This is a genomic window from Halomonas heilongjiangensis (assembly GCF_002879645.1).
GTDB lineage: Bacteria > Pseudomonadota > Gammaproteobacteria > Pseudomonadales > Halomonadaceae > Halomonas > Halomonas heilongjiangensis.
This window is the reverse complement of sequence record NZ_PNRE01000010.1, coordinates 17,334-40,668: the sequence shown is the minus strand read 5'-3', so window position 1 is coordinate 40,668 and position 23,335 is coordinate 17,334. Positions and strand designations below refer to the sequence as shown.

Sequence of the window (23,335 nt, the reverse complement as noted above, 5' to 3'; positions counted from 1 at the left end):
CGGCCTCGGCCTGCTCGGTGGCCTGCTGCTCGGCCAGGGCATCGGCCTCGGCCTGCTCGGTGGCCTGCTGCTCGGCCAGGGCGTCGGCCTCGGCCTGCTCGGTGGCCTGCTGCTCGGCCAGGGCGTATGCCTCGGCCTGCTCGATGGCCTGCTGCTCGGCCAGGGCGTCGGCCTCGGCCTGCTGTTCGGCGAGGAGCTCTTCCTCTGTTTTATCAGTAGATTCAGCAACTTGAGCGAGCGTAAGGATCTCTGAGTCGGTAGCCGACGACAGGGTCGCCTGGGCAACGCCCGGGCTCATCAATGACAGCGAGGCCAGAATCACCGCGGGCTTCCTGAAAAGGCGCATGCGAAGTTTCATATCGGTTCTCCTGAATCAGCACTGCCCGGGCATGATGACGGTTGTCTGAAATCAACGGTGCCAGCGCGGCTTTCTTCACGCTGTAGGTGATTGAGGACTTCCAGGCGGGCTAGCCAGTGCGCCAGCTGTGATTGGGAATGGTTCTGACCAGGAAGGGAGAGTGATCCTTGTCGAGCAGCGCTTTCTCGTGAAAGGGTCGATATGGAGCGCTTTCGCCTTCTGGTCAGATGTATTCATTATCGGTAATTTCATCCTGACCATCTGTACGACGGCACACATAGGCGTCCGTTGTTTACGCGTTGTGAACCGTGCCGCTTTTCTCGGAGAGTCGTTGGCTCGAGCCAGGCTGCCCGTTTCGGCCGTGAAGCCCACCAGTGCCGCGGCCAGCGCTCGGCTGTCGGGGCCGAAGGCCATGTCACCACCTTTCATGCTCTTCGCTACCCTGGGACTCGCCGTCGCCGGGCTGGGGTCGTGGTTACTGAACGAGCGAGGCGCTGCCGATTGGCACGCCCTTTGACAGGGTCGTAGCGCTAAACTGGTAGGTACCCATTCAACGTCAGGAGGGTGCCATGGAACAGCGATATGAAGTACGCGCCATCTACACGCATCCGGACAAGTCCCACCCGGAGGAGTGGGAGGTCGTGGACTTGCATCGGAATGCCATCGTGTCGGTGCACAAGACTCGCGAAGACGCCGATGCCGCCGCTGCCGACCTGCAGGAACGGGAAGTAGATCGTTGAGAGCGGGGCCATCGGCACTGACTTCGAGGCGGCGACCCTGGTCGCCGTCTCGCTTTTGCTGGGTAAGATCACTGGACGAGTGGCAGGCCGATCTGGACAAGCTGAAGGCTCGTGCCAAGGGTGCCGAGGCCCGGATCGAGTATCAGAGGAGATCGACAGGCTCGAGTCGCAGCGCAACGAAGCCAGACAGAAGCTGGCCGAGCTGCAGAGAGCCAGCGATGATGCCGGGCAGGATCTCAAGGACGGCGTCGAGCGCGCCCGGGACTCGGTGAGCGAGTCCTTCAAGTCCGCTCGCTCCCGTTTCAAGTGATCCATCGCCCGGCGGGTCGCATGGGGCTCACAACGGCAGATGCAGGATGGCGCCGCGCAGGCCGCGCTCGTCGGCCCAGAGCCGGCCCAGGGTGATGGGCAGGCGGAAGCGGCGCTTGCCGGCCGCGCCGGGGTTGAACAGCAGCCGACCATCCTGCCATTCGTGGCGCGGCTTGTGGGAGTGACCATGGAGCACGGCGTCGCAGCAGGTGGCGGGATCGAACTCCTGCAGGTTATGCACCAGGTGCAGGCACCAGCCGTTGACGGTGAGGTCCCGCGTCATCGGCAGCGCCTCGGCCCAGGACGCGGTGTCGATATTGCCACGCACCGCCGCCACCGGGGCCAGGTCGGCCAGCCGCTCGAGGATGGCGGCGTCCTCGTCCCGGCTGCCCACGTCGCCCAGGTGCAGGATCAGCCCGCAGCCCTCGAGCAGGGTGAGCGCCTCGGGGCGCAGCAGCCCGTGGGTATCACTGATGACGCCGATCGGCAGCTCGGTGGTGATGGCAGGCATGGCAATCTCCTCACTCGGTGCTTCCGGAGGCCGGCGGGTCAGTCTGGTGTTGCCGTTCACTACATCTTGGCTGAAAACGATCCCTCAGGAGCTGCCCCCCATAGGGACGGGCCTCGGCGCCTTCATCCGGCGCACATGCCGCCATCATCGAGAAATTCGTGGGGAGACTTGGTCATTGAGACCGCCTGCCCTTACGTTCACTTGAACCAATCGAGTTCAAAGCGCCCGTTCTTGAGCCTGTACATTGATAGCCCATACTTCAGCTCATTTCCTGAGGCGTCTTTAACGGTGGCACCACCTCATCTCGAGACCGCGCTTGCTATCACGCCCTTGCGGTGCAAGCCTCGGTCAGGCCAACGCTGGAGCCGTATGCGCTGCTAATTCAGTGCGCAAACTCGGGAAACTTGGGCAGCTCATCGGTGAGATCGAACCACTCCGCCTTGGACGACACCAGCTATCCAGGGTACCCAGCCGCAGCCGCTTGGCCTCGGGAAGATCGTCGCGATCGCTATAGAGCGGGCTGCCGCACTCCGAGCAGAATACCCGGGCCTTGTTCGGCGTGGTGCGATACTCCTTCAGATATTCCGCGACATGAGTAATGCGGAAGTCGCCCGAGCGTATAGGTGCCGCGACGTTGGCAGACTCGGCAGCCGCTACAGCCTCGACAATTGGCGTGCCGTGGCGATCAGCAGATCCGAGAGATTCTGCTCCAGTTCCTCGGGCATGCTCCGCACCCGGGACATCGAGATGCTGACAGCCGCTCGCGGTCGGTTGTGCCTATCCAGGACCGGTACCGCGATCGAGATGTCGGAGAGAAAATACTCCTCTACCGACAGCGCATATCCCTGGCGCCTGAATCGGGCCAAGCGCTCCATGATCTCAGGCACCTCATGCACGGTACTCGGTGTGTAGGCCTTTCGCTGCGTCCGCTCCAGAATCTCCACAGCCTCTTGCTCTGCCAGCTGAGACAGCATCGCCAGCCCCGGGGCCGTGCAGAATGCCGGAAGGCGCGAGCCGATGGTGATGTCGGTATCCAGCATGTTGCGGCTCAGCAAGCGGGAGAGATACACCACGTCTTGCCCGTCCAGAATCGTCAGGCTGACCGAACCTTCCGTCTCCTTGCTCAGGTTCAGCAGGTAGGGGCGTACCTTGTCGACCAGTGGGTGCGCATGGAGGTAGTGCGCGGCGATATCCAGCGTGCGCACGCTGGGCTCGATCAGCTGCGTCTCCTCGTTGCGCTGCAGGTAGCCTAGCTGCGTCAACGTGTGCACGAAGCGCTGCGCCGCACTGCGGTCCATGTCGCAGCGTTCCGCCAGCTGCTTGACGCTCATCGCCGGATGCTCGGCATCGAAGACCTCGAGGATCCGAAACGCCTTCACCACGCTCTTGACCATCAAGCGGTCCACTTTTTCTTTTTCGCTCAACGCCTTACCCCTTCCTAGTCGGATCTTTTCGCAAGAAAAGTCGCTTCTTGTGTCGATTTTGGGTTTTACAACGCTCGCTATTCAACTACATTGATTAAATGTAGATCATGACTGATCGCATTGCAATCACAAAGACACAAACAACCGAGAGGCAATCATGTCCGAACACATCCTCACCAACAAGCAAGGCCGTGTAGGCGTCATCACCCTGAATCGCCCCGAAGTCCTTAACGCCTGGCACAGCGAGATGCGCCAGCAACTCATCGCCGCACTCGAGGAGTTCACCAACGACGATTCGCTCGGCGCCATCGTGCTGACCGGTGCGGGCGAACGAGCCTTCAGTGCCGGCCAGGACCTCAATGAGACCCGGTCCTTCGACGCGGAGCGGGCCAAAAGCTGGGTGGGAGAGTGGGAGACGCTCTACGGCAAGCTGCGCAGCAGCCCCAAGCCCATCATTGCCGCGCTCAACGGAGTGGCGGCCGGTTCGGCCTTCCAGGTGGCCCTGCTGTGCGACTTCCGCATCGCCCATGCCGATGTCCGCATGGGGCAGCCCGAAATCAATTCGGGTATCGCCAGCACCACCGGCCCCTGGATCATGCGCGAACACCTGGGGCTCGCTCGCACCATCGACCTGACCCTGAGCGGCCGCCTGATGAATGCCGACGAGTCGCATGCCCTCGGCTTGATCAACCGGCTGGTCGCGGCCGACCAGGTCCTGCCGGAAGCGCTGGCGCTGGGTGAAGAGCTCGCCGATAAACCGCCCGTTGCGATGCGTCTGGATCGTCAGCGCTTCAAGGAGATCACCGAGCCCGGCTTCCGCGACTGCCTCGAGGCGGGGGTTCGCATCCAGGGCGAGGCCTACGCCTCGGGCGAACCGGCACGCATGATGGAGCTCTTCCTCGAGCGCCGAAATGGTTGAATCGAGATCTGACAACTATGATATTCAACCTCAACGACCCCAGTTTCATTCTCGCACTGCGCGATATCGCAACGCGCGAGCCGGAGCGCTTGTTCGGGAGCTTCGATCAACGCCCCCTGACGTTCGGCGAGCTCGACCGTCAGGCCGAGGCGCTCGCCGCCTACCTTCGCGGGGAGTTGGGTATTCGCCCCGGCGAGCGTGCCGCGGTCATGATGCACAACGGCCCCGAGGCCATCGCTATCCTGTTCGCACTGGCCAAGGCCGGTATCGTCTGGGTGCCGGTCAATGCTCGCCAGCGCGGCAATGGATTGAAGTACATCCTCGAGCATTGCGACCCCGCGGTCCTGTTCACCGATGCCGACCTGTGGCCGGTCGTTGTCGATAGCGGGGCGGCCTTCAAAGGCAAGGTGCTACTGCTGGGAGGTGCGGAAGACACGATCTCCGAGCATCTGGAAGGCAAGGAGAGGCTGGATGCACCGGCGCCTGCCATGTCGGAGCTATACGCCTTGATGTACACCTCCGGCACCACGGGCAAGCCAAAGGGAGTACGCGTCACTCACGCGATGATGGCCTACGCCCTGAAGAGCGTCGAGCTGCTCTGCTCGATCAAGCCGGGCGATGTCTTCTTCCAGTGGGAGCCCTTCTATCATATCGGCGGCGCCCAGATGCTATTGCTGCCGCTGTTCTTCGACGTGCGACTCAGCCTGACCGAGCGCTTCAGCGCCAGCCGCTTCTGGGAGCAGGTCAACGCCAGCGGCGCGACCCACATCCATTACCTGGGCGGTGTCCTGCAGATTCTGCTGAAGCAACCGCCCAGCGAGTTGGAGACCACGCACAACGTGCGTATCGCCTGGGGAGGTGGGTGTCCCAGCGACATCTGGTCGACCCTGCAGGACCGCTTCGGCTTCGAGATCCGCGAATGCTATGGGATGACGGAAGCCTCGAGCCTGACCACCTTCAATGCCGAAGGAAAGCCAGGGTCGGTAGGCCGCGCCGTTCCCTGGCTGGACATCGCCATTCACGATGACCACGGCCGCCCGGTACCCACAGGCGAGCCAGGCCAAGTGGTGGTCCGCGAAACGCAGCCTGGCGTGCTGTTCGATGGCTACTTCCAAAACGCCGAGGCAACGGAGAAGACGCTGGCAAACGGCATGCTGCAAACCGGCGACCGCGGCTGGCTCGATTCGGATGGCTTTCTCTACTTTCTCGGGCGCATTACCGATAGCGTGCGCTGTCGGGGCGAGAACGTCTCGGCCTGGGAAGTGGAGTCGGTCACCCAGCAGCACCCCGATATCGAGGAGTGCGCGATGATCGGTGTCGCCGCCGATATCGGTGAGCAGGAGATCAAGCTCTTCCTGAAGCCGAAGGCCGATCGTGACATCGAGCTTCATGAGCTTCACCTGTGGCTGAAGGAACGGCTGGCCTCCTACCAGTGCCCACGCTATCTCGCCATCGTGGATGATTTCGAGCGAACTCCCAGCCACCGCATCGTCAAGCACAGCCTGCCCACGACCCTACACGAAGCCTGGGATAGCCAACGGCTTCATTGACCAAGAACCAGAGGAAAAATGGACAATAACGACAAGAGAAAAGCCCCGACCACCCTTCCTACAATTAGAAAAGAGGAGACCAACAGCATGGTCCATGTACTGCGCAAGACCGTCGCCATTACTTCATTGACCCTGGCAGTCAACGGCCTGGCTCACGCCGAAGTCTGGGACCTTCCTTCCCCGCAACCGTCGGACAACTACATCACCGAGAACGTCGGCTGGTTCGCCGATCAGGTGCGCGAGGCCACCGATGGCGAGCTGGACATACGCGTTCACCCGAGCGGATCGCTGTTCCCCGGCGACCAGATCAAGCGCGCCGTTCAGCGCGACCAGGCACAGATCGGCGTCCACGTCCTTTCCGCTCACCAGAACGAGAACATCCTCTACGGTATCGACTCCGTGCCTTTCCTGGCGGATTCCTTCGAAGAGTCCGCACAGCTATGGGAGGTGACCAAGCCGGCACTGGACGAGATGATGGCGGAGCAGAACCTTCAGCTGCTCTACCACATTCCCTGGCCTCCGCAAGGCATCTTCTTCGACCGCGAGATCGAGTCGCCCGAGGATACGGAAGGGCTCAAGTTCCGAGCGTATAATACGGCGACGGCACGCTTTGCCGAACTGATGGGCATGACGCCGACCCTGATCGAGGAAGCCGAGCTTTCGCAGGCAGCCGCCACCGGCATGGTGCAATCGCTGATTTCCTCCGGCGACCCCGTCTACAACCACCAGCTGTGGAACTACCTCCCCCACTTCTACGATGCCAAGGCTTGGCTCGTACTCAGCCACGTCTTCGTCAACAAGGACCGCTGGGAGGCCCTCGACGAGGAAACGAGGCAGGAAGTTTTGACCATTGCCGCAGAAGCCGAGCAGCGCGGCGGGGAGCAGGCCAGGGAGCTCACCGATGAACTCAAGAACCGCCTGAGCGACAAGGGCGTTGCGATCAACCAGCCCAACGAGGAGCTGCAGGCGGCATTCAACCGTATCGGTGAAGCGATGCAGGAGGAGTGGCTAGAGAAGGCCGGTCCACAAGGCCAGCAACTGGTAGAGGAATATCGTGCCATGCAGTGACGGCACGATTCACGTCCCCATTCCGAGGAATGGGGACTCCGCTTGGCTGGTTGAACTAGGGGTCGCTCCCATGAACACCTACTCTTCTCGTGCAGCCAGATGCCTGGAAACGCTCTATCGCGTCTTCGGCTATCTTGCCGCGCTATGCATTTTCATCATGCTGATCGTGATCGTCGCCCAGGTGGTGCTGCGCTGGAGCGGCACGACCCTGCCTGGCGCCACCAACTACGCCGGCTATCTGATGGGCGCCAGCACATTCCTTGCTGCGGCCTATACCTTTCACGAAGGCGGACATATCCGCGTCGGTCTCCTGGTGGAACGGCTTGGGCGCTTTCGTCCCATTGGCGAGCTGTGGTGCCTGCTGGTCGCCGGCGGCATTGCCGGCTTCATCACGTGGCACGCCTTCGATGCGGCCTACTGGTCCTATCGGTTTGGCGACGTCTCATCAGGGCAGGATGCGATGCCGCTCTGGATCCCCCAGTCGCTGCTCGCGCTCGGCTCCACGGCCTTCACGATCTCGATACTCGATCATTTCGTGCGCACCCTGGCCGCGCTGTTTCGTTCCGCAGGCGCCAACCACCACGGAACCCATCCCGTGAGGAGTCTCTGATGGACATCACCGAACTGGCCATTGCGCTTCTGCTCATCCTTTTCCTGCTGCTGGGCTCCGGCGTCTGGGTGGCCCTGTCCCTGGTCGGGGTGGCCATCGTGTGCATCGCGTTCTTCACTGGCCGCCCGATCGGCGCCTCGATGTACAGCACGCTGTGGACGTCATCGACGAGTTGGACGCTCACGGCCCTTCCGCTGTTCATCTGGATGGGAGAAATCCTGTACCGCACGCGGCTTTCGGAAAGCCTCTTCCGCGGGTTGAGCCCTTGGCTCAGTTGGCTGCCTGGGCGGCTGATGCATACCAACGTCATCGGCTGCACCCTGTTCGCCGCGGTCTCGGGCTCTTCCGCCGCCACGCTGACCACCGTGGGCAAGATGTCCATGCCGGAGCTCAAGAAACGCGGTTATTCCGACTTCATGAGCGTGGGAACCCTGGCCGGCGCCTCCACTCTCGGCCTGATGATTCCCCCTTCGCTGACCATGATTGTCTATGGGGTGATTACCAATCAGTCCATCCCCAAGCTCTTTATCGCGGGGATACTCCCTGGCCTGATATTGGCTGCGCTGTTCATGGGGTATGTCGTGGCCTGGGGCATCCTGAAGAAGCCCAACATCGTCAAAGAGCCGGCCATGACGATGAAGCATCGCCTCTATGAATCGCGTCTGCTGATTCCTGTCGCGCTGTTGATCATTACCGTGATCGGCTCGATGTACTCCGGCCTCGCTACGGCGACCGAAGCCGCCGCTCTCGGGGTCGTCGGCGCCCTGTTGCTTGCCGCGATACAGCGCAGCCTGACCTTTTCCTCGCTGGTGGCAAGTCTGATGGGAGCAGCGAAGACCTCCTGCATGATCGCCCTGATACTGGCAGGCGCCTCGTTCCTGACGCTGGCCATGGGCTTCACCGGGCTACCGCGCGGCCTGGCCGAGTGGGTGGGGTCGCTGGATCTCTCCCCCTTCATGCTGCTGGTGGCACTGATGCTCGTCTACATCGTGCTGGGCTGCTTTCTCGACGGCATCTCGGCGGTGGTGCTGACCATGGCCGTCGTCACGCCCATGCTCAACGCGGCCGGCATCGATCTGCTCTGGTTCGGTATCTTCGTTCTGGTCATGGTGGAGATGGCCCAGATAACGCCCCCGGTCGGCTTCAATCTCTTCGTCATGAAGGGCTTGACCAACCACAGTCTTGGCTTCATCGCCAAGGCGGCGGCGCCGATGTTCCTGATCATGGCGTTCATGGCGCTGTTGCTGATCGCCTTCCCCGGCCTGGCGACCTTCCTGCCTGGCTACATGAATGAAGCCACGATGTGACCACGATAGCGACCGTTACCGTCACGCCCCCGATTTGGGGGCGTGTGTAATGTGGGGTACGCTTCATCCTCGCGCCGAAACCCTTATCCTACCCATCGCCCGCCGGCTTCACGCCACTCGAGCCACCGTCATGGCTCACGCGTGGCCCTCACGCCTTGCCAGTCTTCCCGATCGAGCTCGGGCCGCTCGGCACGGAAGCGGGCATACAGCTCGATGCCACGCGGGTCTTCCAGGATATCCACCTGGATGCCCTTGTCGCGCAGCAGGGGTTCATTGCCCGAGGCGTTGGTGACATCGCCCACCACCACGCGGGCGAAGCCCCGCATGTGGAGCAGCGTCGCGCAGATGTCGCAGGGGCTCAGGGAGGTAAAGAGCGTGGTGCGGCTGAAATCGAGGCGGCCGGCATCGCGAATGGCGGAGGTTTCCCCGTGATTGTAGGGGTGACTCTCCTGCACCAGGGTGTTGTGCCCCTTGCCGAGAATCCGCCGCGTGGCGTTGTCGATGATCACCGCGCCGATGGGGCAGCCGCCCTCGTCGTAGCTCTTCTGCGCCAGCAGCACCGCGATCCGCATGACGTCGGCATCGGTCAGCCGCTGGGCGAACGCCTCGTCCATCAGCACCGGCAGACTGGCGGTCGGCATGTGCGCGATGGCGGCCAGTGCGGACTCCGTCACCTCCGTCCGTGAACTCAACAGCGTTTCCATGGTGCCTCCGATTGGTGGTGGGGGGAAAGCGTACCGGGAAGACCCTCGACGCAGGCGGCGTCATGACGGGCCTGGCGGGATCAGGACCGACTCGATCGGCCGGCGCAGCGAACGAGGCATCGCCTTCCCCCGCCCGAATCGCACCACCAGGTCGGGCCGCCCGCCGCTCAGGCCCAACGCCTTGGCGAACGCCGGGCGGACGCCCGCCTCCTCGACCGGCTGGTTCACGAATGCATTGCGGATGCCGAGCACCGTCGCCTGCAAGGCAAAGCGCTGATAGCAGCGCCCGGCTTCCACCCAGTGCGCCCTGTCATCGGCATCCGACACGAACACGGCGATCCCGGCGGAGCTGCGAATCTGGCGGGCCACCCTGGCATTCTCGGCTCTTTCACGAAACAGGGCGCGAAACAGCCAGCGTCCCAGCCAACGCGGGGTCGGGGGATTGCCCATCACCCGAGCGGAAAGCCCATCCCCGGCCTCGACCGCTTCCCGATCACCGAAGCGAATCCAGTCCTCGAGTTCGTGCCGGAACGCCGGGTTGTTGACCTGCAGGCTGTTGCCCTGAACGACATACTCCAGCACCTTCTCGAGGGCCTCGCGCTCGGTCAGCAGGGTGACGGCTACCCCACGCCCGGTTCCCGCGGCCTCGAGCAGGCGCAGCTCCTCGCCGGCAAGCGACGAGCCGTCGTAGTCGGTGCGCGTGCACTGCCGTGCGGGGATGGCCTCGAAGAGTGGGGCGGCCTCTGCCCGACAGGAATCCAGGGTGATGAGGAGTTCCCCGTCCCCCTCGGGCCTGAACGTGACCTCGCCCGTCATGCCGAACGCCCGGGCTGCCAGACTCAGGTTCTCGGCAGCGCATCCCAGCGACACGTAGAGGTGGTGATCGTCCGGGTCGACGACCGGGGTGCGCCGCGAGAGATCGGGCAGAATGCCGATGGCCCCGTCTGCCACCCGGAACCGCCAGCACTGGGTGTTGTGTCCGGAGGGGGCCAGGGTGGCGTAGCGAACGAGTTCCTTCAGCCGGGCGGCATCATTGGTCACTCCCCCTTCGGCATGCCGCCAGATACTCTCCACCGCCTGCTCATAGTTCATCTGCCGCCCCTGTTTGCCTGAGAAAAGCGCGGATGTCGCCCATCACCTCGGCGTGGTGCCCGACCCACAGATGCCCACCGCGCGGATAGCCGATGAAGCGGGCGTTGGGAATCTGTTCCGCGCTGTAGCGCGCCGCGTCATAGGTGCCAAAGAGGTCATCCTCCAGGCTGATGATCAGCGTCGGGACGTCGATACGCTCCAGCGCGTAGGGCGGCAGCGTCGAGATGACCGCCGCATCGTTGAGCAACCCCGCCCGGCGCGGGCTCACGGGCAGGATACGCTCCATCATCCTCGCCACCCGTGCCTGTTCGTCGGTACTGGCGACCTCCACTACCTCCGGCGGGGTGGCGAGGATCGCGCGCAATACCGTGTCGCGGGCGAGCTTGGGGGCCACCCAGAACAGGAAGTCCCACCGCAGGGCCGTCTCGAACAGGAGCTCGGTACCACGCGGCGTCACCAGCGGCGGGGCGTTGCCGGGCCGAGGCACATAGGCGGCGGGAACCAGCAGCACGAGTGCCGTGGTGCGCTCCGGGTGGCGTAGCGCAAACTGCAGCGATGAAGGCGCCCCGGCGGAAGCGCCGACGATCGCGGCACGCGGAATCTCCAGCGCATCGAGCAGACAGGCGTGCGCATCCGCCTGGGCGGCGGCGGAGGCATCCGGCGGGAGCGGGGTGCGCAGATAGCCGAATCGCGACATGGCGATGAGCTGCAGGCCCTCCCCGGCCAGGGTCTCGAGAGCGTCGAGGCCCTGATCGAAGCCTCCGCCGGCACCGTGCACCACCAGCACCGGCACTCCCTCACCGGCGACGGCATACTCGATCGGCCCGCAGGGCGTCTCGACAACCTGACTACCGACGGCGACGCGCTCCCGCGCCTGGTGGATATCGCGCTGGTAGTAGGCCGTGACGACCACCAGCGAGACGACCAGCACCAGGCCGATCAGGATCGCCGCCACGCGCCCGACGCCCATCCCTCCCATCGCCACCTCCGGCCGGTCAGGCGACTCTCGTCTGCGTAGCCACTCTACTCCCGAAGTGTAGGCACTGCCTCAGAAGCGTGTTACATAGCCAGCCTGCTGGCAGGCCTCGCGTGGTTGATGTACCGCCAGGGCCCGTGGCGACACTTGGCGCCACTGCCGCTCGAGGCCAAACACCGAGAGGCTGATCATGCCGGTCTCGCAGTTGACCAGCACGTCGATCACATGGCCGCGCTTGACGAAGCCATTCGGGCCACGGTCGAGCCGGTGCCAGTCGATGGACTCCCCGGTGAAGCCGGTATAGGGCGGCTCGTAACCGCCCCGCGTCTCGTCGAAGCCGCGAATATCCGCGACCACCCCCACGAGGATCACCGTAAGCATCAGCGCACCGAACAGCGCCAGGGCCTTGAGCGTCAGGGCTTTCATGCGTTTGCCCTCTCGGCCGCGTGACCCTCGTCGTCGAACAAGGTGCTGGCCACGCTGCGCCGGGGGCTGGGCCGCACCGACGTTTCGGCTATCCCCACCCGGAAGGCGAAGGTCGGGCGTTGCCGGCCCCCGGGCAGCAGCGCCGCCAGCTCACGCCGGGCAGTCGGCGCAATGCCCAGTTCCGCCTCGCGATCGACCCGCTCCACCGGTTGATTGAGCGGCTGCATGGCCAGCCCCTGGGTGGTGGCCCACAGATGCAGGCGCTGCCAGCTACGCCCGGCTTCCAGGGTCTGTTCGATGTCATAGAGGTCGTCGACCAGGATCAGGCCCATGGCCGGTGCCGTGGCCACCTGCACCCTCTCGGTCGCCTCGAGCCAGTAGCGGTGATTGGTCTCGGCGTCGGGACGCGGCAGCATCTTGGCCAGCGTGGTCATCACCGGTGAGAGCCCGGCGGCATCCAGCGTCGGGCCATCACGATGTCTCTCGATCTCGCGCCGGGAGTGGCGGAACCAGCGCTCGCTGTCGGCGACCATGACGTGGTCGTCGATGATCGCGCGTGTGGCCCGCACCACCACCTCGCCGAGGCGAGCCAGCCCCTGGGGATCGTCCACCAGGTGGATGCCGACCCGCTCCCCTTCGACCTGAGCCAGCAGGCCATCGCGCTGCGCCGCACTGAGCCGGGTCTCCCGATAAGGGCCACGATGGGTGTGGCGTCGCTCGATGGCAGCGTAGAGCGAGTGGCGAGTGACCGGTGCCGGCGCGAGCCGCAGTTCCGCCACCTGAACCAGCCCGTCGTGCGGCTGTTCGAGCGACAAGTCGCCGGACGCCACGGTGAGCGACGCCGCATAGCCGTTCGGGCCCGCTGCCTGCAGCAAGTTCTCAAGCACACAGCCCAGCCCCAGATACATCTCGCGCCGGTAGGGATCGAAGCTGCCAAGGTTGCGGCTCCGATCCGCATAGAGGGCGATGCGGTCCTCGCTGACCCGGAATGCCCAGGGCTGGGTATTGTGCGGGTTGGCGGCAAGGATCCCCGCCTTGACCAATGCCAGGGGCGTGCCGTCGGCCTCCCGCCAGTCATGCCAGGGCGTGTAGGCATCGCCTTGTGCTGCCCGGAACACACCTTGATCCATGGCCCGCCAGACACCGCCCCCCATCAGCAATAGGGTCACAGCCCCCGCCCCACCCAGAAACTGTCGTCTGTTCATCGTCTCGCTCTCCTCCCGCCACTCGTGTCAGTTCGCTTCAGCCGGCATGACACGCCCTACGAATGGCATCGCGCACCTCGGCCCAACCCACCTCGGAATCCAGCGCGATACCGCCGTACACGGTGCCTCGACGCGCCCGGATCAACAGATACTGGAAGCCCGCCACCAGCAGACTGGCCAGAGTCAACAACGACCGGTCCTCGGGGCCCGCATCGTCGAACAGTTCGGCGAGGATCTGGCGGCTCCAGGCCTCGCGCCGCTCGGCCAGCCTCTGCGTCAGTGGGCTCTGCTGCACCGCCTCCCAGGCCAGCACCTCGATGGTCTGTGGCCGATGCCGCAGCGCGTCGAGTAGCCCCAGCAGCACCGCCTCGACCCGCTCGGCCTTGGGCAGCGCCTTGACGACCGCCACCTCCCGGCCCAGCACTTCCTCCCGACTGGGCCAGAACCCCTGACTCTCGCCGTATGCCTCAAGCAGCTCCGGCAGGCCGCCGAAGTAGCGGTAGATCAACACCTTGTCGACTCCCGCCGCCCGCGCCACGGCGTTCACCCCGAGCCCCTGGAAGCCCTGCTCGGAGAGCGCCGTGCCCACCGCCTCGATCAGCCTCTGCCTGGTCAGCTCCTTGTCACGCGCCATCGTTCACTCCTGGCTTCAGTCCGTCTCTGTCGGCGCCTGTGAGCACACAGGCACCACCTCGCATGTCACCTATAGGTGACTTTATAAGTCACCATCCGGTGACATGTCAAGCAAGACTCCGCCCGGGACGGCATAGTGGCCGGGCGTGTTGTAAGCTCAGCCTGAACGGCCCGCCCTGAGAGTGACGCGATGGACTGTCGACGCCTGCTGCTCGGCGCCTACTGGCCGGTGGGGGACATGGGGTCTCGGACTTCGACCTGAGCCGCATGGTCGACCACTACCCGGACACCGGAATGTTCCTGCTCCACTATGCCGGCTGGCTGGTGGCGGGTGTTACCCTGCTCATGCTGATGGCGCTGTGGCCCGCCTGGATCGTCTTCGGCTGGGGACTGTGGCGGCGGCTGCATTTCAGCCTGTTTGCGCTGGCCCTGCTTCTGGTGAACCTACAGCTCTGGCAGTGGCGGATCATTGGAGCCGCCGTGATCTAACGACCTCTCACTCCTTGAAAACCGAGGCCATCCAGCGGTCATGCAACGTTGCGGCTCTGTCGGAAATTGCTGGGCCCGGTCCGGCACGCCCGAGGTGCCACCCACCGCTTCATGGCTCAAGCTCATACTGCACCTCCGTGATACGACCCTTCCAGATCAGCTGCAGGGTCCCGCCGTCGTGCCAGCCTACTTCACCATAGCCTGGGACGCGCATCCCCCCCTGGACCTGATAGTCCCGGAAGTGCCCTTCCCAGGGGACTCGACGGTATTCACCATCGAATCGTCCGAAGCGACCGGGGCTGTAGATCCCGACCACCTCGCCGGCATCATTGAAGCGAAACTGCAACGACACCGTCGTTCCCCGGTCGGTCATGGTGGCCATTGCCGTGTGATCATCGATGGGGCTCCACATGACGCCGGACCGTGGCAACAGTGCGGTGGGGCACCAGACGGCCTCGGCCAGATAGCGGTGCAAGGCGCCCGAATTCAGCGCCGGGGTATCGGCGGCCGAGGCGACGGACACGGCAGACAGCAGGCTGACACGCCCCGCCCCCCTGCCGTCGATGTAGCTGTCAAGCACACGCAGGTGTGTCGCCAACGGCATCTCGACCCGGGCATCCCAGAGAAAGCCGACAGCGGGCGGCACGACGAGCTGGGTTGCCGTGAATGGCAACCATCGGCCTGCTGTCGTACTGGTTCGCAGAACCCCCGCCTGTCGAATTCTCGCCGTCTTGATTGCCCTTCGCTGATCCATCAGCACGTTCCTGAAGTAGCGGGCAACGGGGGCCGGAAGCTCGGTGCGTGATGCCGCATCGACCGCCCCGTTGTCCGGCCGGGATGCGCTCTCGATGAGTGCGGCTTCCATCCGCCTTGCCCGTGTCGTGTCGCGGGCCCGTCCGGCCAGGACCACGATGGCAACCGCTACCAGGATGCCGCCGCTACCGATCAACAGCCACTGCATCACTCATCAGCCTCCTCGCCACCACAAGACGATTCCCGCCGGCCCCGCCACGAGTCCTGGCCCCACTGGGTCGTGTCCCCCTCGCGCTCATCAGAGTAGCTTCTGCGCCGCGTCGCCGAGGGCCGAAGGGTGGCCTCACTTCATCTCGAAGCTGCGCTCGATCAGGAAGTCGCGCATATGGGCGCGCAGCTTGCTGTCGAAGAGCGGGGTGAGGTTCCTCGACCAGTCGGAGTCCTTGTGGCCGCCTCTGCGCTCGCCGTAATAGGTGTGCATGGCCTCGTCGAAGGCCGCCACCTGCTCGCTGTCCTCGGTGTAGACATCCTCCTTGAGGATCGCCTCCACCGCCAGGCGCGGCTTGATGTCCGGATCAACGGCCGGGTAGCCGAGGCACATGCCGAACACCGGGTAGACATGCTCCGGCAGGCGCAGCAGGTCGCTGATGGCGTGGGGGTTGTTGCGGATGCCGCCGATGTAGCAGATGCCGAGCCCCTCGGATTCCGCGGCGACCGCCACGTTCTGGGCCATCAGAGCGGTGCCAGACAGCGGGAACGGTACTCGGGGCGCAGGCCTGGATTGTCCGCCTGAGGCCACTGCGGCAGAATCGAACGCTGAACCACTCCACTCAGGTGGCCCACATGGACTCGATGACCCTGCTGTTCTTCGTGCCGGCCTGCTTCGCCCTGAACATGGCGCCGGGCCCCAACAACCTGCTGTCCATGAGCAACGCCAAGCGCTATGGCGTGCGCATGGCCTGCCTGGCCGGTATCGGCCGTCTGGCGGCCTTCGTGGTGATGATCACGCTCGCCGCCTCGGGCCTGGCGACCGTGCTCCACACCTCCGAGAAGCTGTTCCTGGTCATCAAGGTGCTCGGTGCCGGCTACCTGTTCTGGCTGGCCTTCCAGCTGTGGAACGCCGAGAGTGGGGACGAGGCCATGGCCACCAGCCCGCTGGGTCTCTGGGGCCTCGCCAGGCAGGAGTTCCTGCTTGCCGCCGGCAATCCCAAGGCCATCCTGATCTTCACGGCGTTCCTCCCGCAGTTCGTCGCGCCAGGCGGCAATGTCGCCGTCCAGTTCCTGATCCTGGGCGCCCTGTTCCTGGCGCTCGAGTGGGTGGCCATCGCCGGCTATGCCTGTTTCGGCGCCTTCCTGCGCCACTGGTTCTCGCGCTCCGCCATGCGCCGGCTGTTCAACCGCACCTGCGCGAGCCTGTTGGCGAGCGCCGGCGTGGGCCTGCTGGTGGCGCGACGGGAGTGAGCCCGAGTCGGTCGAGTGTCCGATGGGGTAGATGACGATCCATCAGCCTGCGCCGGTCGCGAGAGGAAGCCAGACGTGCTCATAACCGATCGAGACGGAGACGCCCGCCAGCAGTACCGACATCGCGAGGCTGAACCCCGTGAGAATTCTCGGGTTCTCGATCCGCCGCCCTGCAACGGCGCCCATCAGCGCATAACTACCCGGCGCCCCGACCGCCAGAACGGCCAGTCCCAGCGACCAGAGCAGCAGGCTGACGCCGTGGATGCCGGCGGCGGGGAATTGGATCGTCGCGATCGGCAGGGTCGCGATCATGCCCTTGGGGTTGCAGAGCTGCATGATCAGGCCATCGCGCAGGCGAAGTACACGCGGCGCTTGCCGTACGGCGCCCAGGTCGATGCTCGACCGGGCGATCTTGATGGCGAGATAGAGGATATACCCGCACCCCAACGCCCCCACCACGGCGAGCATATCGCCGCGCACCCAGGCCGCACCGGCCCAGCCGAACACCACGAACAGCACCAACATGGCCAGCCCCACCCCGAGGAAGAAGCCGAGCGAGGTTCTGGCCTGGCCGTTGAGCCCCGCATTCAGGCCGAGCAGATTCACGGGCCCAGGCGTGTACATGACGCCCAGGGCATAGGCGACGATCTCCATGGGAGTCTCTCCGACAGGAAGTGCGTTAGGTGTGGCCGAGCGGCCTGGGTTCAGTGCCGGCCGGTGATACTGCGCTGGTACTGATACGGCGTCATGCCATAGATGCGCTTGAAGCGGCGGTTGAAGTGGCTGAGATCGGCAAAGCCATAGCGGAAGGCGACCTCGTTGGGTACCACACCGGCCTCCAGGGCGCTGCGCGCGGCATTGACCCGGCAGCTGAGCACGTACTGGTGCGGCGTGATGCCGAACTGCTGACGGAACAGGCGCAGGAAGTGGTATTTCGAGAGGTGTGCGGCCTGACTGATAGCGTCCAGCGAGAGATCCGCCTCCGGATGCGCGAGAATGTACTCCTTGGCGCGCAGCAGCAGCGCATCGGGCCGGCTCACCGTGCCGCCCGGCTGGAACTTGCCGGCTCGCTGCACCAGACGAGTCGCCATTCGATGCAGGGCGTGCTCCTGATCGATGCGAGTGCCCTGCTGGTGGGTCATCAGGTGCACCAGTTCCAGGATAGCCTGGCGCAGCTCGGGGTCCGCCAGCAGGGTTTCGCTGCCTCTGAACCGGCCGGCGCGCTCGCACCCTGCCGCATCGGCGAACAGTGCCTCGAGCTGGGCGGAAGGCACGTAGACCATGACATACCCCAGCGTGCTGTCGCCGCCCGGGTGGCCGTCGTGCACCTGCTCGGGATTGAACTGGATGACGTTGCCGGGTGGGCTGCGGTGAAACTGCCCACCGCTGAAGAAATCCTGCCGCCCGGCGAGGGTGACGCCGAAGGCGTACTCCTCGTGGGCATGACGGTCGTAGCTGAAATCGCTCAACGCCGCCCGGAGGACCGTAAGCTCGGGAATATGCCGGCTCTTGGAGTAGTCGAACCGACTGGACTGTTTCGCCATGCCACACCTCCCTGACCGCCACTCAGGCATAGCTTAGGCCCAACCCCCAGCCGCAGGCTTGGACATTATTGCGGAAACGGCCAGCGAGGATCTCGCCCGTGAGCCGCCCGCTCCCCACGCTCAATCACCTCGCCAAACCCGAGTTGCTCGACGAATCTCATGCCGTTCTCGAGATCATCGAAGGTGTGGCCATCGAAGAGATCGGGCGTGTGGACGATGTGCCCAGACCGGCGTAGCCGGTCGGCAAACTCGACGACGCCAGGGGTCAGCCCTTGCGCGTGGTGGAACAACATGACCTCAGCCATTTTCGACCTCCTGTCCGCGACCGCCACGATAGCTGGTGCCTGCCGCTTCGGCTATGTGGCATCCGCCACCTGAGAATGGATCTCACCCAAGATCCCAAGTCCTCTGGGGGAAGTCCAGCATCGCTCGAACGAATTGTCAGGCCGCGAACCTGGTCGCTGCGCCAACCAGCGCTGCGGCCAAGAGAGTGAAGGTAGGGATGACTGTCAGAAGAAAGCCGGGGCCGCGTTTTGCAGGATCTGCAATATACAGCTGCCGATAAAGAAACCGGCCAACCAGATAGACCACTCCAATGCCGGCGATGATCGTGTTTGGCCAATACAGGCCAGCGATGAGCAAGGCGGGAAGAAAGCCGATCAGTTGCTCTAGCGTATTCATGTGTACGCGAAAGGCACGCTCAAAGTGCTCGTTGCCGGAAGTGGCAGGCGCCTTGATTCCGTACTTTGCCCTGGCGCGTCCAACCAGAATGCCAAACAGGAAGAACTGAAGAACCGCCAGTACCGCGACGATGTGTACGTAGTTCATTACCACTCCGTTGTGGGTCGTACCGCGGCTAGGCTTTGTCCGAAAAGTCGGCGAGCGATGGCCAGACAAGGCAAAAATCAGCGAAAAAGCGGAGTTTACGTGGGTGTAAATGAGCATTTTAAGCTGATTTTTAACGCCGTATGGGCGAGCGCAGGCAGTTTTCGAACAAAGCCTAACGGTGATCAGATGGCACGCTCAGTTGTCCAGATGAGCGCATCTGCGCGTGCGAGTCAATAAACGCGCCTGCCTGGGCACCGTTCGTGCGTCAGCCAGCAAGCGATCACGCCTGGCGGCGCCGCCTGAGCATACCGAAGGCCTTGACCCCGGCCAGCACCGCGGCGCCGGCGACCATGCCAATGACGGCATTCAGTGCCGTTTCGCTGAGCGGCCCGAGGATCGTGCCGGCGCTGGGCAGGTCGGCCGCGAGGTGAGCCAGCGCCTCGACGCCGTGATGCACGGCGGGCAGCCCGTGCGCCAGGATGCCGCCACCGACCATGAACATGGCGGCGGTGCCGATCACCGAGAGCGACTTCATCAGGTAGGGCGCCACCCGCACGATGGCGCTGCCCACGGCCTTCACCGGCGCAGCGCTACGCTGGCTGAGGTAGAGGCCGAGGTCGTCGAGCTTGACGATGCCGGCGACCAGGCCATAGACGCCAACGGTCATGATCAGGGCGATGCCCACCAGCACCGCGACCTGCTGCGGGAAGGGCGCACCGGCCACGCTGCCCAGGGTGATGGCGATGATCTCCGCCGAGAGGATGAAGTCGGTACGCACCGCGCCCTTGATCTTGTCCTGCTCGAGCGCCACCACATCGGCATCCGGATCGGACAGGGTCCGCACCAGCCGCTCATGCTCCTGCGCCGATTCGGCCTCGTCGTGGGTAAAGGCATGGAAGAGCTTTTCCGCGCCTTCGAAGCACAGGAAGGCGCCCCCCAGCATCAGCAGCGGCGTCACGGCCCAGGGGGCGATGGCGCTGATCAGCAGCGCCGCCGGCACCAGGATCGCCTTGTTGCGCAGCGAGCCCCTGGCCACCGCCCACACCACCGGCAGTTCGCGGTCGGCCTTCACCCCGCTGACCTGCTGGGCGTTCAGCGCCAGGTCGTCGCCGAGCACTCCGGCGGTCTTCTTGACCGCCACCTTGGTCATCAACGACACATCGTCGAGGATCGTCGCGATATCATCGATCAGTGTCAGTAGGCTTGCACCGGCCACGGCTGGCTTCCTGTTCCGCCAAGGGGGGACTGGCGATGGTCTCCCTTCGCCACAAGCGCAGCATGGCATAATCGGCGTACTGCAGAGGAGCGCGATGCGTGAAACCCGAGGATCTGGAAAAGCTGGTTACCCGACGGATGCCCTACGGCAAGTACGAAGGCCGGCTGATCGCCGACCTTCCCGGTCCCTACCTCAACTGGTTTGCCCGCCAGGGCTTCCCGCCCGGCGAGATCGGCCAGCTCTTGCATCTGATGCATGAGATCGACCACAACGGCCTGAGCCCGCTGCTCGATCCGCTGCGGGAGTCCCATGGGGCCTAGTCTACTTTCCCGATAGGGAAAATATTTGCCTCCCTGCCTACTATCTACCAACTTTTTCCCTATCGGGAAATTTCGCGTGCATTCGCCCATTCCCCTGATAGAATTATCCCTATCAGGAAAATTCGGCCTCATGCGACCTTATGCCATCACGCCGCTCGAGAGACAGATACCCATGCAACCGCCCGGCTCGGTCAATATCCGCGATGCCAAGGCGCTCGGCCAACTGATTCGCCGCACGCGCAAGCAGCAAGGGCTGACCCTGGAAACCCTGGCCGGCCTGTGTGGGCTGAGCATTCGCTTCCTGAGCGAACTGGAAAATGGCCGCGACTCCTGCGGCTTCGGACGCATCATGATGGTGCTCGATGCCCTGGGTATCGATCTCGTCGCCTATCCCACCGAGGAGACCCCGTCGTGAGGCCTCAACAGGAGCTGCATGTCTGGCGCGACGAACAGCGCGTGGGCACCCTGTGGCGCGGTGACGATGGACGACTGATGGGGTTCGAGTACGACGACGCCTGGCAAGCAACGGGGCAGGCCATTTCGCATAGCCTGCCATTGAGCCGGAAGACCTGGCTGCCGGAAGACCAACGCGCCCATCGTTGGTTCGGCAACCTGCTGCCGGAAGAGCAGGCACGCGAGGCCCTGATCAAGCGACTGGGCATTCCCGACGACGACTTCTCTCTGCTGGCCGCCATCGGCGGCGACTGCGCCGGGGCCCTGACGATCCTGCCCCCTGGGCAGGCCCCATTGTCACGCGACCAGTCATCGGGCGACTATCGCGCCCTGGAGCTCGACCGGCTCGGCCAGTGGGCCGCCTTCCGCGAGCGCTATGCCTTGATGGCCGACGACGACCCGGCCAAGCGCCCTCGCCTGTCCCTGGCCGGCGCCCAGGACAAGATCCCCGTGCTCGTGTGGGATGGCGCACTCTACCTGCCCTCCGGTGTCGCACCTTCCTCGCATATTCTGAAGTTCGCCGTCGAGGGGCGCGAACAGGTCATCCTCAATGAGCTGTACCTGAACACCCTGGCGCGACTGGCCGGGCTGGCCTGCCCTCCCACCGCAATGGGGCATGCCAGCCGCCATCCCTACCTGATCGTCGAACGTTACGATCGTCGTGGCATCGGCACACGCCATATCGAACGCTTGCATCAGGAAGACCTGTGCCAGGCCATGGGGCTGGCGCGCACCCAGAAATACCAGGCCTTCGGTGGCCCACGTTTCGGACAGGGCGTGCAAAGGGTACGCGAGGCCTGCAAACCCTCGGCGGCCTCCATCCAGCACCTGCTTCGCTGGCAGCTCTTCAATGTGCTGGTCGGCAACAGCGACGGCCATGCCAAGAACGTCTCGCTGCTGCAGGATGCCCAGGGTCGATGGCAGATCGCCCCGGCGTACGACCTGGTCGGCACCATCGTGCTCGGTTACAACCCCGAGCTGGCCTTCTCGGTGGGTGAGCAGTTCAACTCGATGCAACTCTTGCCGCGAGACTGGCGAGCCTTCGCCCGGGAATGCCGTTTCAGCTACCCCTTCGTCAAACGCCAGATCCAGGACATGGCCGCCACGCTCGCCGAGCTTGCCGACTCCTCGTCCCTGCAGCAGGCTTTGCAACAAGCCGGCCTCGGGGATAACGGCTGGGTACGGCTGCAGCAGCAGCGCCAGCATATTCACAAACAATGTCGTCGGGCAGAGCGCTGGTAGAATAACGCCGGCACCTCACAGGGCATCGTCAGGGAGACGGAAGCATACGGGTCCCCCCGATCCGTGTATGCTGACGTACATCCACTTGCCTTGGTGGGGACCTCTCGTTGACTGTCGGCCGTCTCGGCCGAGACCATCCCGTCGCCTCCTCTGAGTCCAGACCCGAGGTAGGCGCTTCCTGGTTCCCTTCGTACCATTCTCGACTCCACCGCTCCCCCGGGTGAATTCGGCGCTGCTGCGTGCGATGACGTCTCCCTTTGTCGTGACCACGCTCGCGATTACGACAAGCCCTCTGGTGCCGGATCTGTCGTTTCTGCCGTCGGCCAGCTGAGCGGTCACGTAACCCTATACAGGGTCCCTTGCCCCGTCCTGTGCGGGGCTTTTTGGTGCACTAATGCAACAGGGGCAAGGCCGGTGGGCGATCGGGGAAACCAGGTTAGCGGTGCATTCCGATTTTACTTTAGACTGTCAGGGTGGCTCAGGTGTCCACGACTGCCAACAGCCTGTCTAACTTCTGGAAAGTACCATGACAATTCGTGCCATTCTCTTCGACCATGACGGAACACTTGTCGATTCCGAGCCCGTACATTTCCAGATGTGGCAACAGATTCTCGAACGACGGGGGATCAGGTTAAACGAGGAGATGTACAAGGCTTGTTATGCGGGCAAGCCAACCGACGCGAATGCCGTGGACATGGTTGAGAGATTTCATCTCAGCGGGTCGCATGAAGAACTGGTAAGCGAGAAGAGCACAGCGACTCAGCAACGGCTGAAGAGTACTGCCTTCTCACTCCGCCCCGGCGTCAAAGAGGTACTACATTATCTCTACCAGAGAGGCGTGGCGCTAGGGGTTGTTACGGGCGCTGGTCGAAATGGTGTCGATGCGACACTGCGAGACAACGCACTGCATGCCCTCTTCTCTACTGTTGTCTCCGGTGATGACGTCGACGCCAGCAAGCCAGCACCCGACGTCTACTTGCTGGCCATGAAGCGTCTTGGGCTTGCGGCTTCGCAGTGCCTCGCCATTGAGGATACTGAGCATGGGGTAAAGGCGGCCACGGGGGCCGGTATCTCTTGTATTGCGATACCAAACGACATGACGTTCCAGCACGACTTCAGCAAGGCCACAGCGATTATAAATGGCTTCGATGACCTCCTCGTGTGGTTGAACGTTTGAGGTCGAGGCGGCCGTGCGTG

At 64.0% G+C, this 23,335-nt stretch carries 30 protein-coding genes and 1 pseudogene; 14 read left to right on the top strand and 17 right to left on the bottom strand.

Annotated elements, in window-relative coordinates; genetic code table 11:
- Nucleotides 1-358, bottom strand: a pseudogene (locus C1H66_RS22780) (hypothetical protein); the annotation flags it as partial.
- 160 nt (nucleotides 359-518) lie between these two features.
- Here C1H66_RS22780 and C1H66_RS01780 point away from each other — a divergent pair.
- From C1H66_RS01780 to C1H66_RS23580, 3 genes are all read left to right on the top strand, one after another.
- The gene (locus C1H66_RS01780) at nucleotides 519-875 is read left to right on the top strand and encodes a hypothetical protein (RefSeq protein ID WP_102626204.1); all 357 of its coding nucleotides are present in this window, start codon (nucleotides 519-521) and stop codon (nucleotides 873-875) included.
- 52 nt (nucleotides 876-927) lie between these two features.
- The gene (locus tag C1H66_RS22775) at nucleotides 928-1,098 is read left to right on the top strand and encodes a hypothetical protein (RefSeq protein ID WP_170064071.1); all 171 of its coding nucleotides are present in this window, start codon (nucleotides 928-930) and stop codon (nucleotides 1,096-1,098) included.
- A 79-nt stretch (nucleotides 1,099-1,177) separates the two neighbouring features.
- The gene (locus C1H66_RS23580) at nucleotides 1,178-1,408 is read left to right on the top strand and encodes a sll1863 family stress response protein (protein ID WP_479723834.1); all 231 of its coding nucleotides are present in this window, start codon (nucleotides 1,178-1,180) and stop codon (nucleotides 1,406-1,408) included.
- A 27-nt stretch (nucleotides 1,409-1,435) separates the two neighbouring features.
- Here C1H66_RS23580 and C1H66_RS01770 read toward each other — a convergent pair whose 3' ends face one another.
- The 3 genes from C1H66_RS01770 to C1H66_RS01755 form a co-directional block, all read right to left on the bottom strand.
- Nucleotides 1,436-1,918, bottom strand: coding sequence for a metallophosphoesterase family protein (locus tag C1H66_RS01770; RefSeq protein ID WP_102626203.1), 483 nt, complete (start codon nucleotides 1,916-1,918; stop codon nucleotides 1,436-1,438).
- 348 nt (nucleotides 1,919-2,266) lie between these two features.
- Nucleotides 2,267-2,497: a GFA family protein gene (locus C1H66_RS01760; RefSeq protein ID WP_240618182.1), complete on the bottom strand. Its 231-nt coding sequence runs from the start codon at nucleotides 2,495-2,497 to the stop codon at nucleotides 2,267-2,269.
- A gap of 74 nt (nucleotides 2,498-2,571) precedes the next feature.
- Nucleotides 2,572-3,342: an IclR family transcriptional regulator gene (locus C1H66_RS01755; RefSeq protein WP_146010676.1), complete on the bottom strand. Its 771-nt coding sequence runs from the start codon at nucleotides 3,340-3,342 to the stop codon at nucleotides 2,572-2,574.
- Between the two features lie 157 nt (nucleotides 3,343-3,499).
- On the opposite strand from C1H66_RS01755, the gene C1H66_RS01750 reads away from it, so the two are divergent.
- From C1H66_RS01750 to C1H66_RS01730, 5 genes are all read left to right on the top strand, one after another.
- Nucleotides 3,500-4,261, top strand: a complete 762-nt coding sequence (locus tag C1H66_RS01750) for an enoyl-CoA hydratase/isomerase family protein (RefSeq protein ID WP_102626201.1) — start codon at nucleotides 3,500-3,502, stop codon at nucleotides 4,259-4,261.
- Nucleotides 4,262-4,278: 17 nt separating this feature from the next.
- Nucleotides 4,279-5,811 carry a class I adenylate-forming enzyme family protein gene (locus tag C1H66_RS01745; RefSeq protein WP_102626200.1) on the top strand — a complete coding sequence of 511 codons (1,533 nt, stop codon included), beginning with the start codon at nucleotides 4,279-4,281 and terminating at the stop codon, nucleotides 5,809-5,811.
- Nucleotides 5,812-5,898: 87 nt separating this feature from the next.
- Complete coding sequence (locus C1H66_RS01740; protein ID WP_181423477.1) at nucleotides 5,899-6,879, top strand: TRAP transporter substrate-binding protein; 981 nt, start codon at nucleotides 5,899-5,901, stop codon at nucleotides 6,877-6,879.
- A gap of 70 nt (nucleotides 6,880-6,949) precedes the next feature.
- Nucleotides 6,950-7,489: a TRAP transporter small permease gene (locus tag C1H66_RS01735; RefSeq protein WP_102626198.1), complete on the top strand. Its 540-nt coding sequence runs from the start codon at nucleotides 6,950-6,952 to the stop codon at nucleotides 7,487-7,489.
- The gene (locus tag C1H66_RS01730) at nucleotides 7,489-8,796 is read left to right on the top strand and encodes a TRAP transporter large permease (RefSeq protein WP_102626197.1); all 1,308 of its coding nucleotides are present in this window, start codon (nucleotides 7,489-7,491) and stop codon (nucleotides 8,794-8,796) included. The genes C1H66_RS01735 and C1H66_RS01730 overlap by 1 nt, the downstream gene beginning before the upstream one ends.
- Nucleotides 8,797-8,924: 128 nt before the next feature.
- Here the strand turns inward: C1H66_RS01730 and C1H66_RS01725 are convergent, their stop codons facing one another.
- The 6 genes from C1H66_RS01725 to C1H66_RS01700 all read right to left on the bottom strand — a co-directional run bounded on the left by C1H66_RS01725 (nucleotide 8,925) and on the right by C1H66_RS01700 (nucleotide 13,833).
- Nucleotides 8,925-9,500: a nucleoside deaminase gene (locus C1H66_RS01725; RefSeq protein ID WP_102626196.1), complete on the bottom strand. Its 576-nt coding sequence runs from the start codon at nucleotides 9,498-9,500 to the stop codon at nucleotides 8,925-8,927.
- Between the two features lie 60 nt (nucleotides 9,501-9,560).
- The gene (locus C1H66_RS01720) at nucleotides 9,561-10,592 is read right to left on the bottom strand and encodes an Acg family FMN-binding oxidoreductase (protein ID WP_102626195.1); all 1,032 of its coding nucleotides are present in this window, start codon (nucleotides 10,590-10,592) and stop codon (nucleotides 9,561-9,563) included.
- Nucleotides 10,582-11,571, bottom strand: coding sequence for an alpha/beta fold hydrolase (locus tag C1H66_RS01715; RefSeq protein ID WP_102626194.1), 990 nt, complete (start codon nucleotides 11,569-11,571; stop codon nucleotides 10,582-10,584). The genes C1H66_RS01720 and C1H66_RS01715 overlap by 11 nt, the downstream gene beginning before the upstream one ends.
- A 69-nt stretch (nucleotides 11,572-11,640) precedes the next feature.
- A complete protein-coding gene (locus tag C1H66_RS01710; protein WP_102626193.1) occupies nucleotides 11,641-11,994 on the bottom strand; it encodes a hypothetical protein in 354 nt (117 codons plus the stop codon).
- Complete coding sequence (locus C1H66_RS01705; RefSeq protein ID WP_146010675.1) at nucleotides 11,991-13,199, bottom strand: Acg family FMN-binding oxidoreductase; 1,209 nt, start codon at nucleotides 13,197-13,199, stop codon at nucleotides 11,991-11,993. The genes C1H66_RS01710 and C1H66_RS01705 overlap by 4 nt, the downstream gene beginning before the upstream one ends.
- 37 nt (nucleotides 13,200-13,236) lie before the next feature.
- Nucleotides 13,237-13,833, bottom strand: coding sequence for a TetR/AcrR family transcriptional regulator (locus tag C1H66_RS01700; RefSeq protein WP_102626191.1), 597 nt, complete (start codon nucleotides 13,831-13,833; stop codon nucleotides 13,237-13,239).
- Between the two features lie 266 nt (nucleotides 13,834-14,099).
- On the opposite strand from C1H66_RS01700, the gene C1H66_RS01695 reads away from it, so the two are divergent.
- Nucleotides 14,100-14,321: a hypothetical protein gene (locus C1H66_RS01695; RefSeq protein ID WP_102626190.1), complete on the top strand. Its 222-nt coding sequence runs from the start codon at nucleotides 14,100-14,102 to the stop codon at nucleotides 14,319-14,321.
- 109 nt (nucleotides 14,322-14,430) lie between these two features.
- On the opposite strand, the gene C1H66_RS01690 is transcribed toward C1H66_RS01695, so the two are convergent.
- Together C1H66_RS01690 and C1H66_RS01685 are read right to left on the bottom strand one after the other, a co-directional pair.
- Nucleotides 14,431-15,282, bottom strand: coding sequence for a DUF6920 family protein (locus C1H66_RS01690; protein WP_102626189.1), 852 nt, complete (start codon nucleotides 15,280-15,282; stop codon nucleotides 14,431-14,433).
- A gap of 135 nt (nucleotides 15,283-15,417) precedes the next feature.
- Nucleotides 15,418-15,873: a nitroreductase family protein gene (locus C1H66_RS01685; protein WP_276308815.1), complete on the bottom strand. Its 456-nt coding sequence runs from the start codon at nucleotides 15,871-15,873 to the stop codon at nucleotides 15,418-15,420.
- Between the two features lie 44 nt (nucleotides 15,874-15,917).
- On the opposite strand from C1H66_RS01685, the gene C1H66_RS01680 reads away from it, so the two are divergent.
- A complete protein-coding gene (locus C1H66_RS01680) occupies nucleotides 15,918-16,535 on the top strand; it encodes a LysE family translocator (protein ID WP_102626188.1) in 618 nt (205 codons plus the stop codon).
- 42 nt (nucleotides 16,536-16,577) lie between these two features.
- Here C1H66_RS01680 and C1H66_RS01675 read toward each other — a convergent pair whose 3' ends face one another.
- From C1H66_RS01675 to C1H66_RS01650, 5 genes are all read right to left on the bottom strand, one after another.
- A complete protein-coding gene (locus C1H66_RS01675; RefSeq protein WP_240618181.1) occupies nucleotides 16,578-17,189 on the bottom strand; it encodes a LysE family translocator in 612 nt (203 codons plus the stop codon).
- A gap of 50 nt (nucleotides 17,190-17,239) precedes the next feature.
- The gene (locus tag C1H66_RS01670) at nucleotides 17,240-18,079 is read right to left on the bottom strand and encodes an AraC family transcriptional regulator (RefSeq protein ID WP_102626187.1); all 840 of its coding nucleotides are present in this window, start codon (nucleotides 18,077-18,079) and stop codon (nucleotides 17,240-17,242) included.
- 65 nt (nucleotides 18,080-18,144) lie between these two features.
- Nucleotides 18,145-18,384: a dienelactone hydrolase family protein gene (locus C1H66_RS01665; RefSeq protein ID WP_205738618.1), complete on the bottom strand. Its 240-nt coding sequence runs from the start codon at nucleotides 18,382-18,384 to the stop codon at nucleotides 18,145-18,147.
- A 136-nt stretch (nucleotides 18,385-18,520) separates the two neighbouring features.
- Nucleotides 18,521-18,907: an MAPEG family protein gene (locus C1H66_RS01660; RefSeq protein ID WP_102626186.1), complete on the bottom strand. Its 387-nt coding sequence runs from the start codon at nucleotides 18,905-18,907 to the stop codon at nucleotides 18,521-18,523.
- 280 nt (nucleotides 18,908-19,187) lie between these two features.
- The gene (locus tag C1H66_RS01650) at nucleotides 19,188-20,123 is read right to left on the bottom strand and encodes a DUF808 domain-containing protein (protein WP_102626184.1); all 936 of its coding nucleotides are present in this window, start codon (nucleotides 20,121-20,123) and stop codon (nucleotides 19,188-19,190) included.
- A 98-nt stretch (nucleotides 20,124-20,221) separates the two neighbouring features.
- On the opposite strand from C1H66_RS01650, the gene C1H66_RS01645 reads away from it, so the two are divergent.
- The 4 genes from C1H66_RS01645 to C1H66_RS01630 all read left to right on the top strand — a co-directional run bounded on the left by C1H66_RS01645 (nucleotide 20,222) and on the right by C1H66_RS01630 (nucleotide 23,315).
- The gene (locus tag C1H66_RS01645) at nucleotides 20,222-20,443 is read left to right on the top strand and encodes a DUF3820 family protein (protein ID WP_102626183.1); all 222 of its coding nucleotides are present in this window, start codon (nucleotides 20,222-20,224) and stop codon (nucleotides 20,441-20,443) included.
- Nucleotides 20,444-20,573: 130 nt separating this feature from the next.
- Complete coding sequence (locus C1H66_RS01640; protein WP_240618180.1) at nucleotides 20,574-20,858, top strand: helix-turn-helix domain-containing protein; 285 nt, start codon at nucleotides 20,574-20,576, stop codon at nucleotides 20,856-20,858.
- Nucleotides 20,855-22,138, top strand: coding sequence for a type II toxin-antitoxin system HipA family toxin (locus C1H66_RS01635; RefSeq protein WP_170064070.1), 1,284 nt, complete (start codon nucleotides 20,855-20,857; stop codon nucleotides 22,136-22,138). The genes C1H66_RS01640 and C1H66_RS01635 overlap by 4 nt, the downstream gene beginning before the upstream one ends.
- Nucleotides 22,139-22,664: 526 nt before the next feature.
- Nucleotides 22,665-23,315: an HAD family hydrolase gene (locus C1H66_RS01630; RefSeq protein ID WP_102626181.1), complete on the top strand. Its 651-nt coding sequence runs from the start codon at nucleotides 22,665-22,667 to the stop codon at nucleotides 23,313-23,315.
- The last annotated feature ends 20 nt before the right edge of the window (nucleotides 23,316-23,335 follow it).

Excerpts from the sequence above, each read along its gene's own strand:
- C1H66_RS22775 (WP_170064071.1), top strand. The coding sequence starts at position 928 with ATGGAACAGCGATATGAAGTACGCGCCATCTACACGCATCCGGACAAG.
- C1H66_RS01770 (WP_102626203.1), bottom strand. The coding sequence starts at position 1,918 with ATGCCTGCCATCACCACCGAGCTGCCGATCGGCGTCATCAGTGATACC.
- C1H66_RS01750 (WP_102626201.1), top strand. The coding sequence starts at position 3,500 with ATGTCCGAACACATCCTCACCAACAAGCAAGGCCGTGTAGGCGTCATC.
- C1H66_RS01745 (WP_102626200.1), top strand. The coding sequence starts at position 4,279 with ATGATATTCAACCTCAACGACCCCAGTTTCATTCTCGCACTGCGCGAT.
- C1H66_RS01740 (WP_181423477.1), top strand. The coding sequence starts at position 5,899 with ATGGTCCATGTACTGCGCAAGACCGTCGCCATTACTTCATTGACCCTG.
- C1H66_RS01735 (WP_102626198.1), top strand. The coding sequence starts at position 6,950 with ATGAACACCTACTCTTCTCGTGCAGCCAGATGCCTGGAAACGCTCTAT.
- C1H66_RS01730 (WP_102626197.1), top strand. The coding sequence starts at position 7,489 with ATGGACATCACCGAACTGGCCATTGCGCTTCTGCTCATCCTTTTCCTG.
- C1H66_RS01725 (WP_102626196.1), bottom strand. The coding sequence starts at position 9,500 with ATGGAAACGCTGTTGAGTTCACGGACGGAGGTGACGGAGTCCGCACTG.
- C1H66_RS01720 (WP_102626195.1), bottom strand. The coding sequence starts at position 10,592 with ATGAACTATGAGCAGGCGGTGGAGAGTATCTGGCGGCATGCCGAAGGG.
- C1H66_RS01715 (WP_102626194.1), bottom strand. The coding sequence starts at position 11,571 with ATGGGAGGGATGGGCGTCGGGCGCGTGGCGGCGATCCTGATCGGCCTG.
- C1H66_RS01710 (WP_102626193.1), bottom strand. The coding sequence starts at position 11,994 with ATGAAAGCCCTGACGCTCAAGGCCCTGGCGCTGTTCGGTGCGCTGATG.
- C1H66_RS01705 (WP_146010675.1), bottom strand. The coding sequence starts at position 13,199 with ATGAACAGACGACAGTTTCTGGGTGGGGCGGGGGCTGTGACCCTATTG.
- C1H66_RS01700 (WP_102626191.1), bottom strand. The coding sequence starts at position 13,833 with ATGGCGCGTGACAAGGAGCTGACCAGGCAGAGGCTGATCGAGGCGGTG.
- C1H66_RS01695 (WP_102626190.1), top strand. The coding sequence starts at position 14,100 with ATGGTCGACCACTACCCGGACACCGGAATGTTCCTGCTCCACTATGCC.
- C1H66_RS01690 (WP_102626189.1), bottom strand. The coding sequence starts at position 15,282 with ATGCAGTGGCTGTTGATCGGTAGCGGCGGCATCCTGGTAGCGGTTGCC.
- C1H66_RS01680 (WP_102626188.1), top strand. The coding sequence starts at position 15,918 with ATGGACTCGATGACCCTGCTGTTCTTCGTGCCGGCCTGCTTCGCCCTG.
- C1H66_RS01675 (WP_240618181.1), bottom strand. The coding sequence starts at position 17,189 with ATGGAGATCGTCGCCTATGCCCTGGGCGTCATGTACACGCCTGGGCCC.
- C1H66_RS01670 (WP_102626187.1), bottom strand. The coding sequence starts at position 18,079 with ATGGCGAAACAGTCCAGTCGGTTCGACTACTCCAAGAGCCGGCATATT.
- C1H66_RS01665 (WP_205738618.1), bottom strand. The coding sequence starts at position 18,384 with ATGGCTGAGGTCATGTTGTTCCACCACGCGCAAGGGCTGACCCCTGGC.
- C1H66_RS01660 (WP_102626186.1), bottom strand. The coding sequence starts at position 18,907 with ATGAACTACGTACACATCGTCGCGGTACTGGCGGTTCTTCAGTTCTTC.
- C1H66_RS01640 (WP_240618180.1), top strand. The coding sequence starts at position 20,574 with ATGCGACCTTATGCCATCACGCCGCTCGAGAGACAGATACCCATGCAA.
- C1H66_RS01630 (WP_102626181.1), top strand. The coding sequence starts at position 22,665 with ATGACAATTCGTGCCATTCTCTTCGACCATGACGGAACACTTGTCGAT.